The sequence below is a fragment of the Exiguobacterium sp. HVEsp1 genome, assembly GCF_002009685.1.
GTDB lineage: Bacteria > Bacillota > Bacilli > Exiguobacteriales > Exiguobacteriaceae > Exiguobacterium > Exiguobacterium profundum.
In genome coordinates, this window is the sequence record NZ_KV917367.1 from 82,136 (window position 1) to 96,668 (window position 14,533).

The following is a 14,533-nucleotide window of genomic DNA, read 5'->3' on the forward strand; positions in this document are numbered from 1 at the left end:
GATAAGGCACGGGTGACGAGCGCTCGATAGACGGAATGGTAAATGACATGATTTTTCCGCAACGGCTGATGCGTAAAGAAATGAACGATCGCTGTAAGCGGAACTTCCTGACGAAATAGTTGATGAATGAATTCTAGACCTTCATATGGGTTAGGTGCGATCCGTTCTTCCCACTGATTATAATGCTTCTCATATTGAAGGACCTGATTACAGAGGCGCTGTTCTTCTTTAGACGTGAAGAGCTTCTGTTCAACAGGTGCGACATCGATATCTTCGATTTTTAAGAAACGGAGCAAACGTAAATGTTCATTGGTTAAGTGGATTCCGGCTTCTAAAGAAGAAACGGGTGACAATAGCGTCATCCCAACATGTACAGTAGATAAGTTCAAACGCACGCGAATCCCTCCTAATATATGAAAAGGTCGAACGGAAACACCGTTCGACCTCTCGTCTTACTCATTCACATCAGACGATTCGTCGGTTTCAGGTGCTTCATCCTCAAACCCATTCTCCAAATCGACTGCTGATTCCTCTTCTAACTCATCTTTTTTCAACTTTGCGATAGTCGCCAAACGATCGCCCTCTTCGATGTTCATCACTTTCACACCGCGAGTACTTCGACCCATTTGAGAGATCGTTTGTGAATCGATTCGAATCGCAACACCGAGTTCGGTCATCAGCATGATGTCATCGTCTTCATCGACGACACGCATTCCGACGACTGTTCCACGATCTGTCTTAATTCCGATGATACCGGAACCGCCACGACCTTGTGTGCGGAACTGTTCCATGGCCGTACGTTTTCCGTATCCTTTTTCCGTGATAATCAAGACGTCTTGCGTGGTGCGAACGATTTCCATCGAGACGACCAAATCGTCATCCTTCTTCAATCGAATCGCGCGAACGCCTCGTGCCGTACGTCCCATCGAACGAACTTCTCCTTCGAGAGGGAAGCGAATCGACATCCCTTGACGGGTGACGATCAACATTTCATCGTCGCTCTTCGCTAAACGAACCGTGACGAGCTCGTCTGTCTCATTCAAGCTGATGGCACGTAAACCGTTTTTGTTGATTCGGGCGTATGCCGAAAGTGGCGAACGCTTAATCAATCCTTCTTTCGTGATGAAGACGAGAGACAACTGCTCGTCTGCCACTTCTTCCGATTCATCCTGGGCTTCTTCCGCTACCGTTTGGTTAGCCAAGTAACTATTGAAATCGACCGGAATCATCGTTTCGACTTTTTCACCCTTGTCGATTTGAAGCAAGTTAATGATCGGCATCCCTTTCGCGGTACGGCTCATCTCAGGAATTTCGTATCCTTTGAGACGGAAGACGCGTCCGAAGTTGGTGAAGAACAGGATGGTATCGTGTGTCGACGCGGAGAGCAGACGAAGCACAAAGTCTTCATCGTTCGTTCCCATACCTTGTTTCCCGCGACCACCACGGCGCTGAGTCCGATATGAATCCGACGGGATCGACTTGATATATCCTTCGCTCGTGAGCGTAATCATCATGTCGCGAACCGGAATCAAATCTTCGTCCTCGAGTTCAACGATATCCGTACGAATCACCGTACGACGAGCATCACCATATCGCTCTTTGATTTCGATCAATTCGTTACGAATGATATCGAGGAGCAATTCTTCGTCTCCGAGAATCGCACGAAGTTCTTCGATTAACGCTTTCACTTCACGATATTCGCCTTCAATCTTCTCGCGTTCCAAACCAGTCAAGCGTTGGAGACGCATATCTAAGATGGCTTGCGTCTGTTCAGTCGAAAGTCCAAAGCGAGCAATCAACTTTTCACGAGCCTCGTCACCTGTACGTGTGCTACGGATGATGGCGATGACTTCATCCAAGTGATCCAAGGCAACACGAAGACCTTCTAAAATGTGGGCACGTGCTTCCGCTTTGTCTAAATCGAATTGCGTCCGACGACGTACGACCTCTTTTTGGTGTTCGATGTAGTAATAGATCGCTTGTTTGATGTTCAACGTTTTTGGACGACCGCCTACAAGCGCGAGCATGTTGACGCCGAACGTCGTTTGCATCGGTGTTTGCTTGTACAAGTTGTTCAAGATGACACTCGCATTCGCGTCGCGGCGAACTTCAATCACGATGCGCATCCCGTTACGGTCTGATTCATCGCGTAAGTCCGTGATCCCCTCGATTTTCTTGTCGCGAACCAAGTCGGCAATCTTCTCAACGAGACGCGCTTTGTTGACCTGGTAAGGAATCTCGTGCACGAGGATTCGTTCACGGCCATTTTTCAAGACTTCGATTTCAGCTTTCGCACGCATCGTAATCGATCCGCGTCCAGTTTCGTATGCACGACGAATCCCGCTACGTCCCAAAATCTCTCCCGCAGTCGGGAAGTCAGGACCCGGGATATGTTGCATCAATTCCGCAATCGTGATGTCCGGATTGTGGGAAAGCGCCAATACCCCGTCGATGACCTCGTTCAAGTTATGAGGCGGAACGTTCGTCGCCATCCCAACGGCAATCCCGCTCGTCCCGTTCACAAGGAAGTTCGGGAAACGTGCCGGGAGTACGACCGGTTCTTTTTCTTCACCGTCGAAGTTCGGTTGATAATCAATCGTATTTTTACCGATGTCTCGTACGAGTTCCATCGCAATTTTAGACATACGTGCCTCGGTGTAACGCATCGCAGCGGCCGAGTCGCCATCAACTGAACCGAAGTTCCCGTGACCGTCGACTAATTCGTAGCGATAGCTGAAGTCCTGAGCCATGCGGACCATCGTCTCATAAACGGCTGAGTCACCGTGTGGGTGGTACTTACCGATGACGTCCCCGACGACACGCGCCGACTTCTTATGTGGCTTGTCCGCGCGAATACCTAGTTCGTTCATCGCATATAAAATACGACGGTGAACCGGCTTTAATCCATCTCGCACGTCCGGAAGGGCACGTGATACGATGACGCTCATCGCGTAGTCCATGAACGACGTTCGCATCTCCTGGCTAATATTTATATCCTTGATATTTTCTTGTTCTGCCATTCGTTATTGCCTACCCTTCTTATTAAATATCGAGGTTCTTCACGTAATGGGCGTGAGATTGAATAAAGTCACGGCGTGGTTCGACGTTGTCACCCATGAGCGTTTCGAAGATTTCATCCGCTTCGATCGCATCTTGAAGATCGACACGAAGCATCGAACGCGTTTCCGGGTTCATCGTCGTATTCCATAACTGTTCAGGATCCATCTCTCCGAGACCCTTGTAACGTTGAACGCTATAACGTGCATTTTCAGGAAGTTGTGCAATCGCCGCCTGCAACTCCCGGTCGTTTTGAACGTAGATGGTTTCTTTCCCGTGCTTCACACCATAGAGTGGTGGTTGCGCGATATAGACATATCCACTTTCAACGAGTGGGCGCATGTAACGATAGAAGAACGTCAACAACAACGTCCGAATGTGCGCACCATCGACATCGGCATCGGTCATGATGATGAGTTTGTGATAGCGTGCTTTCGATAAGTCAAACTCATCGGCAATCCCTGTTCCGAGAGCCGTGATAATGGTCCGGACTTCTTGGTTGGCCAAAATCTTATCAAGACGTGCTTTCTCAACGTTGATGATTTTCCCTCGAATCGGAAGGATGGCTTGGAAGTGACGATCACGTCCAGATTTCGCAGAACCTCCCGCCGAGTCACCCTCAACGATGTATAGTTCAGATTTCGATGCATCTTTTGACGAACAGTCTGCCAATTTCCCTGGCAATGAACTGACTTCGAGAATCCCTTTACGACGTGTCATCTCGCGTGCACGTTTCGCAGCAAGGCGCGCACGTGCCGCCATCAAGCCTTTGTCGACGATGAGGCGACCGACCGACGGGTTCTCGAGTAGGAACTGTTCGAACGTGTCGCTGAACAACGTATCGGTTGCCGTACGCGCATCGGCATTCCCGAGTTTCGTCTTCGTCTGTCCTTCAAACTGGGGAGCCGGGTGCTTGACGGAAACAATCGCCGTCAACCCTTCACGGACATCATCCCCTGAGAGGCTACCATCGGCTTCCTTCATCAATCCGAATCGCTTCGCATAATCATTAATGGCACGGGTGAGCGCCGTCTTAAATCCTGTCTCGTGCGTCCCACCTTCATGCGTCGGAATGTTATTCGTAAATGAGTAAATGTTACTTGCGAAACCTTCGTTGTATTGAAGCGCAATCTCGACTTCGATTCCATCTTTCGTCCCGTGTACGTACACAGGCTCTTCATGAATCGACGCTTTTGACCGGTTCAAGTGCTCGACATAAGACTTGATTCCGCCCTCATAGTGATAGTTCCGTTCAATCGTCTCGTCACTACGATCATCTTTAGCCACGATTCGTAACCCTTTGTTCAAGAAGGCGAGCTCACGTAAGCGTGTCGCTAACAGATCAAAGTCATATTCGAGTGTTTCTTGGAAGATGTCCCCGTCTGGGAAGAAGCGGACCGTCGTCCCTGTCGTGTCGGTCGTCCCGACGATTTCGAGTTCACCCTGTGGAACACCACGTTTGAACGATTGGTAATATACGTTTCCATCGCGACGAACGAACACTTCAAGTTTCGTCGATAAGGCGTTAACAACTGACGCCCCGACACCGTGAAGACCACCTGATACTTTGTATCCGCCACCGCCGAACTTACCACCTGCGTGCAACACCGTGAAAATAACTTCAACGGCAGGTCGACCTGTTTTCTTTTGAACGTCGACCGGAATCCCACGTCCGTTGTCTTCAACAACGATCGAGTTCCCTGGCTCGACCGTCACTGTGATCGTGTCACAATAACCAGCGAGCGCCTCATCGATTGAGTTATCGACAATCTCCCATACTAAATGGTGGAGACCGCGAGAGCTTGTCGAACCGATATACATCCCTGGACGTTTACGGACAGCCTCTAGGCCCTCAAGGACTTGAATCTGGTCGGCGCCGTACGCTTGCAATTCTTTTTCATTTTCATTACTCATCGGTTATTTTCACCTACTATACATGATTTGGTGTTCCTTCTTGCCACGATTACACGGACTCCGTTTCAACCTCACCTTGTTTCACGTGAAACACTTTAGCTTGTTGAATGGTCTCATGTGCAATCCCGTCAATGTTTGTTGTAGTCAAAATCGTTTGTACTTTCCGTCCCATCGTATCGAGGAGATGGGTTTGGCGATGATCGTCAAGCTCAGATAACACATCGTCTAATAACAACAGAGGATATTCGCCTACTTCTTCATGAATCAATTCAATCTCAGCTAGCTTCAATGACAAGGCCGCCGTTCGTTGCTGACCTTGTGAACCGAACGTTTGAACGTTTCGATTGTTGACATACAATTCAAAATCGTCACGATGCGGACCGAACAAGGTCACACCTCTTCGTCGTTCGTTCTCTCTTATTTTATCAAACTTTTGACGATACGTTTCAAACATCTGTTCTTTTGAGAAGCGTTCTTTTTGGAACGTGTCAGAAACGTATTGAATCGTCAGTGTTTCGAGATCTCTCGTGATTCCGGAATGGATGGGATTGGCCCATTTTTCGAGCTGGTCGATGAAGTGATAGCGTCGCATCACAATTTTTACGGCAAGTTCAATCAATTGGTCCGTCAATACTTCGAGTAACGTCTCGTCGCCACCTTTTGTGGATAACTGCTTCAACAAGGCATTCCGTTGTTTCAACGTCTTCAAGTATTGATTGAGCTCGTGTAAGTACACGGGACTGACCTGACCGATTTCCATATCTAAAAATCGCCGTCTCCCTTGCGGACTGCCTTTGACGATGGCTAAGTCTTCTGGGGCGAACAAGACGACGTTAAATGCGCCGACATAGTCACTGAGACGACGTTGTTCCAAATGATTGAGCTTTGCTTTCTTGCCTTTAGGAGAAAAAGAGAGACTCTGCACCGATTCGCCTGTCCGTTTATGAATCCGTCCTTCGATACTCGCAGCATCGGCTTCCCAACCGATTAACTCACGGTCTTGTGTCGTCCGATGCGATTTTGCGAGCGCAAGTACGTAAATCGATTCGAGAAGATTCGTTTTTCCTTGGGCGTTCTCACCAATCAGAACATTCGTCTGTTCTGAAAAATCTAGCTCGAGGGTTTCGTAGTTGCGATAGTTTTGCAATCGGATCGACTTTAAATGCACGTCAGTTTCCCTCGATTTGATATTCCCCGAAGCCTTCGACTTCGATTGTATCTCCATCTCTTAATTTACGACCGCGGCGCTGGTCCTGCTCACCGTTCACTTTAATCATGACATCCTCTAAAAAGAACTTTGCTTGTCCCCCACTCGAGATGATATCTGCTAATTTTAAAAATTGTCCGAGCGTTACATACTCGGTTGTAATCGACACTTTTTCCATGTCGTCACTTCCTTTCTCACATGCTGATCTGAAAAAATCGCCATACATATTAGTTTATCGAAAATCGTCGAATAAGGCAAAAAGAGGGATGACAAGGCAAGACACCTCATCATCCCTATCCGCAGCTTACGATGTGCGGACTGGCAAAATCAGTTGAAGAACACTATCTTGTTCAACCGGTCGTAAAATGAACGGTCGCATCGAACCCGTGAACTGGATTTCGATTTCAGATGCATCGAGTGCGCGGAGCGCGTCCATCACGAATTTCGAGTTGAAGGAAATTTTTAGTTCTTCTCCTTCAAGAGACAGGATGCTGACACGTTCCGATACTTTTCCGACTTCCGGCGAGTGTGAAGAGACTTCAACTGCCGTTGTATCTTCCGCCACAAATTTAATGACGTTGTTGCGATCGGCACGTGCTAAGAGCGATGCACGGTCAATGGCCTGTAAGAACTCTTTCGCATTCATCCGAACCGCTGTGCGATATTCTTCCGGAATGAGACGTGACGTGTCTGGATAGGCACCGTCTAACAAACGAGAGAAGAATGAGATGTTTTTCATACGGAATAAAATTTGTTGGTCCGTTAAGACGATTTCAATCGGCAACTCTTCACGGTCGAGTAATTTTGCCAATTCGTTGAGTGAGCGACCAGGAACGACGACATTTTGGAACGTCAAATCGTTATCTGTCTCAAATCGCGCACGACGAAGCGCCAGACGGTGGCTATCGGTTGCGACACATGTAAGGAAGCCCTTCTCTGCTGAGAAGTTAACCCCTGTCAATACGGGACGTGTCTCCTGTGAAGAAACAGCGAAGCTCGTCTGACGGATGATGGTCTTCAATAGATCAGCCGGCAAATAGAAGCGACGATCACTCGCAAGTTCAGGTAGGCGTGGATATTCATCCGGGTCAAGACCGTTTAAATGGAACTCTGCCTGACCAGACTCAATGCGCGTCATGAAGTTCGGTGAAACTTCGAGTGTGACCTCGTTCGTCGGTAACTTCTTCACAATTTCTCCTAAGAAGCGTGCGTTCAACACGACGCTTCCAGCACGTTGAATTTGAATGAGTTCAATTCCACCCTCTTCGATTGGAATCAAGCGTTCAATCGAAATCTCGGTATCACTTCCTGTCAGTGTTAAGCCATCCGCATGTGCCTCAAGTTTCAAGCCTGTCAAAATTGGAATGGTCGTTCGTGAAGCCACAGCTTTTGATACGTCTTGTACGGCTTGCATGAATACATCTCGTTGAATCGTTAAATGCATGTGGATAATTCCTCCTAAGGTGAAATGAGTCCATTTCCTAATAATATAATAGTATTAATTAAGTCATAATAGTAATAAGGGCTGTGGATACTGGGGATAAGTCCCCTAATCCATACGTGTTAAGCCATTTCGCTTGTGAATAACTTGTGGATAACTAAGGTGGTTTATCCACAGGATATCCACAGAGAATTCTTCATTAGTTAGAAAGTGCCTTCTTCAACGTTTGAATCGTCTCTTGCATTTCCACATCGTTCTTTAGAAGGGTGCTAATTTTCTCATGCGCGTGAATCACGGTCGTATGATCACGCCCTCCGAACTCTTCCCCGATTTTTGGCAAGGAACTCTCCGTCATCTCCCGCGAGAGATACATTGCGATTTGACGTGGGAATGCCAACGTCTTCGTTCGCTTTTTCGAGTTCAATTCTTCTACTTGAATGTTGAAGTGTTGACCGACAACTTCTTGAATGTCGCGAATGACAATTTTCTTCGCTTCCTGGACAGGCATGATATTATGAAGCGCTTCGGCTGCCACGTCCGGGTCGATTGGTCGCCCGACAAGTTTTGCATAAGCGACGACTCGTGTCAGCGCCCCTTCTAGTTCCCGAATGTTCGTATCGATTTGATTCGCGATATACAGCATGACTTCATTCGAGATATCAAGCCCTTCCGCCGTCGCTTTTTTGCGGAGAATCGCAATTCGCGTCTCAAGGTCCGGTGGCGTGATGTCTGTGATTAAGCCCCACTCGAAGCGTGAACGAAGTCGATCTTCTAGCGTCGGGATTTCTTTTGGTGGTCGATCACTCGAAATCACGATTTGTTTCTGATCGTTGTGCAACGCATTGAACGTGTGGAAAAACTCTTCCTGGGTTTGTTCTTTCCCTGCTAAAAACTGAATATCATCAATCAATAGTACATCAATGTTTCGATAACGGTTCCGGAACTCACCGGTCTTATTATCTCGAATCGAATTGATGAATTCATTCGTGAACTTCTCAGAAGAGACATAGGCAATACGGGCCCCTGGTTTTTGACCTTTTACATAGTGACCGATCGCATGCATCAAATGCGTCTTACCGAGTCCAACGCCTCCATAAATGAAGAGCGGGTTATACGCACGTGCCGGCGCTTCGGCGACAGCAAGTGATGCGGCGTGGGCAAAACGATTCCCCGATCCGATGACAAACGTCTCGAAAATGTATTTGTCATTCAGTTGACCAAGATCCCCTTCCTCTTTTGAAGGTAATAGCACGGGTTGTTCTTTTGTTTCTGTCACGGCGATGGACTCATGTGACGATCCATCCGTTGGAGCATACTTGTGTGCTTGAGATTCCTCGATGAAATGAATTTCAAGCTTGTTGTTTGTGATCTCTTCAACCGTATCTTGTAACAGCGATAGATACTGTCGCTCTAACCACGTGACGATAAAACTGGCGGGTGCCGACACAACGAGCGTCGTTCCCATCAACGATATCCCCTCGGTTGATTTTAACCACATGTCAAAACTGGCTTTTGGAGTTCGTTCTTCTTCCTCGATTACCGATAAGACATTTCTCCAAATCTCGCGAGCATTCTTCAATGAAAGACCTCCTTTACTCACATGTTGGGTAAAACTTATTCACACGATATACACATACACTATTCTATAGTAGAAACTAGGGTTATCCCCAGAGAACAAAAACTGTGGATAAAGTTATCCACATGGTGTTCATTATGGGGATAACACTTATCCACAGCCTGTGTATATCTTGGAATCACGAATTGTTCATCCACAAGTTTGTGCACATTCAGTTTAGCAAAATAAAATAGACGTGGCAATGCTTTTCGGTATTTATCCACAGATAAAGAAAAGTATCCACACCCACTTATCCACATGCTGTGTGTTTTGTGGATAACCTGTGGATATATTGTGGATAAAGCAATAATGATGGAGTGTTGGGTGAAAAAGTTATACACAAAAGAGGAAGAAGTGAAATGAAAGATTGTTTTTGTAAAAGAAGAAAACGAAAAAATCAATAATGAGAATATGAAAAAAGAGGAGTTATTCACATATAAATGTGGATAACTTCGTGATTTTGTGGATAAAATGGCTCAACATGGCTATTTATAAAGACCGTTTATAAAATACGTAAAGGTTGTGTATACATTCTTCGACCTACTCGTCCTGTGGGTACGATCGAATCCATGTGGATGAATGCTTTCTGAGCGCCTCGTAATACGAATTCGAAAACCATCCGAAAATACATTGACAATTGTTGAATCGATTTATATAATCTTAAAGACTGCCTTAAATGAAACTATAACTTGCTAATAGAGCGTTAATCTTGAGGAGGTGCTGTAACCATGAAACCAACTTTCAACCCTAACAACCGTAAGCGTAAGAAAGTTCACGGATTCCGTGCACGCATGGCGACTAAAAACGGTCGCAACATTCTTGCTGCTCGTCGTCGTAAAGGCCGTAAAGCCTTGACTGTATAATTTCGAACGAAGATTGCCCGGGGATCCTTTCCTCGGGCAATTTTTTAGTTTGTCACAGAAACGTAGTATTTCATGGATTCTCCCTCGTTCAAATGATGTGGATATGATATGATGTTAGTTGACGATTTTTGAAGCGAAGGATGGAGTGAGAATTTTGAAAAAAGAATACCGCCTGCAAAAGAATGAAGAGTTCCAAGCGGTGTTTCGCGAAGGACGCTCCGTGGCCAATCGTCAGTTTGTCGTCTACGCGCTCAAAGCGGATCAAACACATTTCAGAGTGGGTCTTTCCGTCAGCAAGAAACTTGGAAATGCTGTGGAACGGAACCGGATGAAACGATTGATGCGTGAGTCGCTTCGCTTGCTCGAACCAAACGTTGCACCGAATGATTATGTCATCATCGCTCGAAAACCTGCGACCGCATTGACGCAGTCGGAAGTGACCGAGAGTTTGAAACACGTATTCAAACGGGCCAAGGTTTGGCAAAAGCAGGGCCGGTGACCATGACAATCTGAATTTGTTCTCTCATATAATTAGAGTCTGATAAGATTGCCCGATCGACGTGTGCGTTAAAAAGAATTGATAAAGAAAGCGTAGGAGGAACTATGAGCAAAAAGCTAAAATTAGGATTACTCGCTGCCATGACCGCGGTCATCATGCTGATGGCAGGCTGTGTGGATCCGTCTACCATCCAAGCCGAACCAGTAACGGCTGACACAGAAGGTTTCTGGGCGAAGTACTTTGTATGGCCGCTCGCATGGCTTTTGAAGGAAGTTGCTTACTTGGTCGGTGGCCAGTGGCAATACGGGATTTCAATCATCATCGCGACGATTATCGTCCGGTTATTGATTCTCCCACTCATGATCAAGCAGACGAAGAGTATGGGTGCGATGCAAGTGTTGCAACCAGAAATGCTGAAGCTTCGTGAAAAGTACAGCTCAAAAGACCAGGAAACACAACGTAAACTCCAAGAAGAGATGATGAAGCTTTATCAGGAATACCAAATCAACCCGCTCGCGGGATGTTTGCCGATCTTGATTCAAATGCCGATTCTCTTCGCATTCTATGATGCGATTCGCCGTACACCTGAGATTTTCGAAGCGAACTTCTTATGGTTCGACCTCGGTGCTCCGGATCCAACGTTCGTCTTGCCGATCTTAGCGGCAATCTTGACGTTCGCACAACAAAAAATCTCAATGGCGGGTCAAGAACAGAACCCCCAGTTGAAGATGATGCTTTATATCTTCCCGGTTATGATCTTCGTCATGTCGATCAACCTTCCAGCTGCCCTTTCGTTATACTGGGTAGTCGGTTATATCATCTCGATCATCGTCACGATGGCCATCATGCTCCCGATGCGTGAGAAGATGAAGGTTGCGGCTGAAGCGAAGATTGCTGCGAAAGAAGCAGAGCGTGCAGCGCTTGCCGAAGAAGAGAAGAAAAACAAAAAGAAAAAACGTAAATAATCATGAAGCTGGGTGTCTCCTGACGCTCAGCTTTTTTTGTGGGATTGCAAGCCGGTCAGAGGGGAATAGAGATAGAAATGAGTAAACGGAGGTGTGGGAAAATGGAGGCATTCATTCAGCGTTTGGAACGTTCGACGTTATGGCAAGCGGTCATTTACTTTGTACTTGGTGTTCTCATTCTGTTATATCCTCGATTTTTCTTTGATGTCATGGTGTATGTCATTGCCGGTTATTTAGCAATCATGGGGATTTGGATGATCTTTCAAGGGTTGCGTCGACGTCAGGGAGGGTTGCCACCCACTTTCTTTATGGGTCTCATCTATTTGATTTTGGCAGCGGTCGTCTTCTTCTTTGCTGACACGTTGGCGAGTCTCTTGCCTATCTTAATCGGGGCCCTGTTCCTATTCGGTGGAATTATCCGCCTGATTCAGGCACTCGGTTACCGTCAATCGATGTCGGGACGATGGCTTTGGTTTTTGATTGGAAGTCTATTGTGGATAGGTGTCGGGATTCTCATGTTGACGAATCCGTTCAGTAGCCTACTTGTCTTGTTCCAACTGTTCGGCGGCATTCTCATCGCCATCGCGATACTGGAACTGTTCCTCTATTTCACGATTCGTTCGACGAAACGCCAAGCAAGATACTAAAAAACAAGCCGCCCTATATGCCAGGACGGCTTGTTTCTCGTTGAATCAACTGTTCCATGAACGGTCCGAACACGTTGTAGCCAGGTAGTGATGTGAAAAAAGTTTGCTCTACCTGAAGTCGCTCCAGATAGATGTGGGCGGCTTTTTCGTGTGAGTCGGGGGTCAAATAGTCATAAAATGAGCGGAGGTCGATTTCTTGTCGCTGCGTCACATCTTTTAAACCGAGGGATGCCCGGTCCGGTGTGTGGTGAGCGGCTAACACATATGCGAAATGAACCATTCCTTGCCGGAGCATCTCCGTTGCCCACATCGCGTTGCCTCGATTGCGTGATTTTGTATATTGGAAAAAGAACCACACGGTATCGAACGCATGGTCACTGATTGCCGCTTCGTCTAATTGCAAGGAAGTGGCGTGTCTAGCAAGTCGCTGTTGTGGGTCGTAGAGCACATGAATCGAGTCTTGATGATTCAACGTCTCTTGCGTGACCGTGAACAGGTCGAGGTGAATAAAATCATCAAAGACGGCGATGAGTTGTGGAGCGACGATGTGAATCTCGTCTTTTAACAGAATCGGACGGTAGGCGGTTACATGCTCGAGGCGTCTAGATAGAAAGGAGGCCTCCTCATCGGGGTGCACCATGACATAGAGGTCGATATCCGAATGTTCATCGGCTTCTCCTCGACCGAATGAGCCCTTCATAAAAATTGCTTGAACCGCTTCGTCCTGCTTAAGTCGTTCGGTGATAACTTGAATCGCTGTCGGTTGGTTCACATTCATACCCTCTCTTCTATGTAAATATATTCCTTTATTGTACGAAAACGATGAGTTGAATGGCAATGACTTTATTGATGGGCGAACGCTTTCGTTCAAGTCGAATATCGTGTATAGTAGGTTCGTTATGCATATGATAGAAGAAGATGTTTAGGTTTGGAGGGAGAAAGATGCTAGAGTTTGACACGATTACAGCGATTTCGACACCGATGGGTGAAGGCGCTATCGGGATTGTCCGATTATCGGGCGATTTGGCGGTCGAAACGGTGAACAATGTGTTTTCTGGAAAAGACTTAACAACAGTCGATTCACATACGATTCATTATGGAACGTTAAAATATCCTGATACCGGCGAAATCGTCGATGAAGTTATGGTCAGTATTATGCGCGCACCGAAGACGTTTACACGAGAAGATGTCGTCGAGATCAATTGTCACGGAGGCGTCGTGGCGGTCAATCGTGTCCTTGAGCTCATTCTCGATCAACCCGACATCCGCTTGGCAGAACCGGGCGAGTTCACGAAGCGCGCCTTTTTAAATGGCCGAATCGATTTATCTCAGGCGGAAGCTGTCATGGATCTCATTCGCGCAAAGACGGACCGGGCCATGAACGTTGCGATGGCGCAAATGGAAGGACGTTTGTCACGCCTCGTTCGCGAGTTACGTCAACAGTTGCTCGAGACGATTGCGGCGGTCGAGGTCAACATCGACTATCCGGAGTATGACGCAGAAGAGATGACCCAGGCCATCGTCGAAGAGAAAGCGGGCGAGGTCAAACGTGTCCTCGAACAGTTACTCGAGACAGCGCGACAAGGGAAAATCTTACGTGAAGGCTTGGCCACGGCAATCATCGGTCGACCGAACGTCGGAAAATCTTCTTTGATGAACACGCTCGTTCAAGAGACAAAAGCGATTGTCACCGAAATTGCCGGTACGACACGTGACACAATTGAGGAATACGTCAACGTGAAAGGTGTTCCGCTCAAATTGATCGATACGGCAGGGATTCGCGAAACGGAAGATATCGTGGAACGAATCGGTGTGGAAAAGTCGAGAAAAGCGTTAGAAGCGGCAGATTTGGTCCTTCTCGTCTTGAACGGACATGAGGGATTGACTGTCGAGGATGAGGCGTTATTTGAGGCAGTTAAAGGAATGAATGCCATCATCATCATTAACAAGACAGACTTGCCACAAAACATGGATTCTTCTAAGCTAGAGAAACTAGCGGCAGGACGTCCAATTGTGGCGACATCGCTCTTGCTAGATGAAGGAATCGATGCCCTTGAAGCGGCCATCGCAAACCTCTTCTTCGCAAAAGGGGTCGAGTCACAGGATATGACGTATATCTCAAACGCTCGACACATTCAATTAATCAAACGAACGATTGGTCAAATTGATGAGGCGCTCGGTAGTGCCGTCATGAATATGCCGATCGACATGGTTCAAATCGATTTACGTCGTGCGTGGGATACGCTCGGTGAAATCAATGGAGATACCGTACAGGAGAGCTTGATTGATCAGCTCTTTTCACAGTTTTGTCTTGGGAAATAATAA

At 46.9% G+C, this 14,533-nt stretch carries 13 protein-coding genes (1 of these 13 only partly in view); 5 read left to right on the plus strand and 8 right to left on the minus strand.

The window, feature by feature from the left end; all coding sequences use genetic code 11:
• From BV910_RS00420 to dnaA, 7 genes are all read right to left on the minus strand, one after another.
• Nucleotides 1–395, minus strand: the 5' end (the start) of a protein-coding gene (locus BV910_RS00420; protein WP_078145950.1) for an HD-GYP domain-containing protein. It extends 595 nt beyond the left edge of the window; the window shows 395 of its 990 coding nt (coding positions 1–395); it begins with the start codon at nt 393–395; its stop codon lies beyond the left edge, outside the window.
• Nucleotides 396–452: 57 nt separating this feature from the next.
• Nucleotides 453–3,020 (minus strand): DNA gyrase subunit A, encoded by a 2,568-nt coding sequence (gene gyrA, locus BV910_RS00425; protein ID WP_078145951.1) that lies wholly within the window; start codon nt 3,018–3,020, stop codon nt 453–455.
• 22 nt (nt 3,021–3,042) lie between these two features.
• On the minus strand, nt 3,043–4,971 hold the full coding sequence (gene gyrB, locus BV910_RS00430; protein WP_078145952.1) for a DNA topoisomerase (ATP-hydrolyzing) subunit B: 1,929 nt from the start codon (nt 4,969–4,971) through the stop codon (nt 3,043–3,045).
• Nucleotides 4,972–5,020: 49 nt separating this feature from the next.
• The gene (gene recF / locus BV910_RS00435; protein ID WP_015880212.1) at nt 5,021–6,139 is read right to left on the minus strand and encodes a DNA replication/repair protein RecF; all 1,119 of its coding nucleotides are present in this window, start codon (nt 6,137–6,139) and stop codon (nt 5,021–5,023) included.
• Nucleotide 6,140: 1 nt separating this feature from the next.
• Entirely contained in the window at nt 6,141–6,356 is a 216-nt protein-coding gene (yaaA, locus tag BV910_RS00440) for a S4 domain-containing protein YaaA (RefSeq protein ID WP_015880213.1), read from the minus strand.
• A 126-nt stretch (nt 6,357–6,482) separates the two neighbouring features.
• The gene (gene dnaN / locus BV910_RS00445) at nt 6,483–7,622 is read right to left on the minus strand and encodes a DNA polymerase III subunit beta (RefSeq protein WP_026824743.1); all 1,140 of its coding nucleotides are present in this window, start codon (nt 7,620–7,622) and stop codon (nt 6,483–6,485) included.
• Nucleotides 7,623–7,818: 196 nt separating this feature from the next.
• On the minus strand, nt 7,819–9,198 hold the full coding sequence (gene dnaA, locus BV910_RS00450) for a chromosomal replication initiator protein DnaA (protein WP_078145953.1): 1,380 nt from the start codon (nt 9,196–9,198) through the stop codon (nt 7,819–7,821).
• Nucleotides 9,199–9,962: 764 nt separating this feature from the next.
• Between dnaA and rpmH the strand changes: the two genes are divergently transcribed.
• The 4 genes from rpmH to BV910_RS00470 all read left to right on the plus strand — a co-directional run bounded on the left by rpmH (nt 9,963) and on the right by BV910_RS00470 (nt 12,208).
• Nucleotides 9,963–10,097 (plus strand): 50S ribosomal protein L34, encoded by a 135-nt coding sequence (gene rpmH / locus BV910_RS00455; protein ID WP_015880216.1) that lies wholly within the window; start codon nt 9,963–9,965, stop codon nt 10,095–10,097.
• Nucleotides 10,098–10,251: 154 nt separating this feature from the next.
• Nucleotides 10,252–10,596 carry a ribonuclease P protein component gene (rnpA, locus tag BV910_RS00460; RefSeq protein WP_078145954.1) on the plus strand — a complete coding sequence of 115 codons (345 nt, stop codon included), beginning with the start codon at nt 10,252–10,254 and terminating at the stop codon, nt 10,594–10,596.
• A gap of 104 nt (nt 10,597–10,700) precedes the next feature.
• Nucleotides 10,701–11,561 carry a membrane protein insertase YidC gene (gene yidC, locus BV910_RS00465; protein ID WP_078145955.1) on the plus strand — a complete coding sequence of 287 codons (861 nt, stop codon included), beginning with the start codon at nt 10,701–10,703 and terminating at the stop codon, nt 11,559–11,561.
• Between the two features lie 101 nt (nt 11,562–11,662).
• Nucleotides 11,663–12,208 (plus strand): HdeD family acid-resistance protein, encoded by a 546-nt coding sequence (locus tag BV910_RS00470; RefSeq protein WP_078145956.1) that lies wholly within the window; start codon nt 11,663–11,665, stop codon nt 12,206–12,208.
• Between the two features lie 13 nt (nt 12,209–12,221).
• On the opposite strand, the gene BV910_RS00475 is transcribed toward BV910_RS00470, so the two are convergent.
• Entirely contained in the window at nt 12,222–12,980 is a 759-nt protein-coding gene (locus BV910_RS00475; protein WP_078147876.1) for a nucleotidyltransferase domain-containing protein, read from the minus strand.
• Nucleotides 12,981–13,150: 170 nt separating this feature from the next.
• Between BV910_RS00475 and mnmE the strand changes: the two genes are divergently transcribed.
• Entirely contained in the window at nt 13,151–14,530 is a 1,380-nt protein-coding gene (gene mnmE, locus BV910_RS00480; protein ID WP_015880221.1) for a tRNA uridine-5-carboxymethylaminomethyl(34) synthesis GTPase MnmE, read from the plus strand.
• Nucleotides 14,531–14,533: the final 3 nt, after the last annotated feature.

Bases quoted from the DNA above. Each gene is read 5' to 3' on its own strand.
- gyrA (WP_078145951.1), bottom strand. From the start codon at position 3,020: ATGGCAGAACAAGAAAATATCAAGGATATAAATATTAGCCAGGAGATG.
- gyrB (WP_078145952.1), bottom strand. From the start codon at position 4,971: ATGAGTAATGAAAATGAAAAAGAATTGCAAGCGTACGGCGCCGACCAG.
- yaaA (WP_015880213.1), bottom strand. From the start codon at position 6,356: ATGGAAAAAGTGTCGATTACAACCGAGTATGTAACGCTCGGACAATTT.
- dnaN (WP_026824743.1), bottom strand. From the start codon at position 7,622: ATGCATTTAACGATTCAACGAGATGTATTCATGCAAGCCGTACAAGAC.
- rpmH (WP_015880216.1), top strand. From the start codon at position 9,963: ATGAAACCAACTTTCAACCCTAACAACCGTAAGCGTAAGAAAGTTCAC.
- yidC (WP_078145955.1), top strand. From the start codon at position 10,701: ATGAGCAAAAAGCTAAAATTAGGATTACTCGCTGCCATGACCGCGGTC.
- BV910_RS00470 (WP_078145956.1), top strand. From the start codon at position 11,663: ATGGAGGCATTCATTCAGCGTTTGGAACGTTCGACGTTATGGCAAGCG.
- mnmE (WP_015880221.1), top strand. From the start codon at position 13,151: ATGCTAGAGTTTGACACGATTACAGCGATTTCGACACCGATGGGTGAA.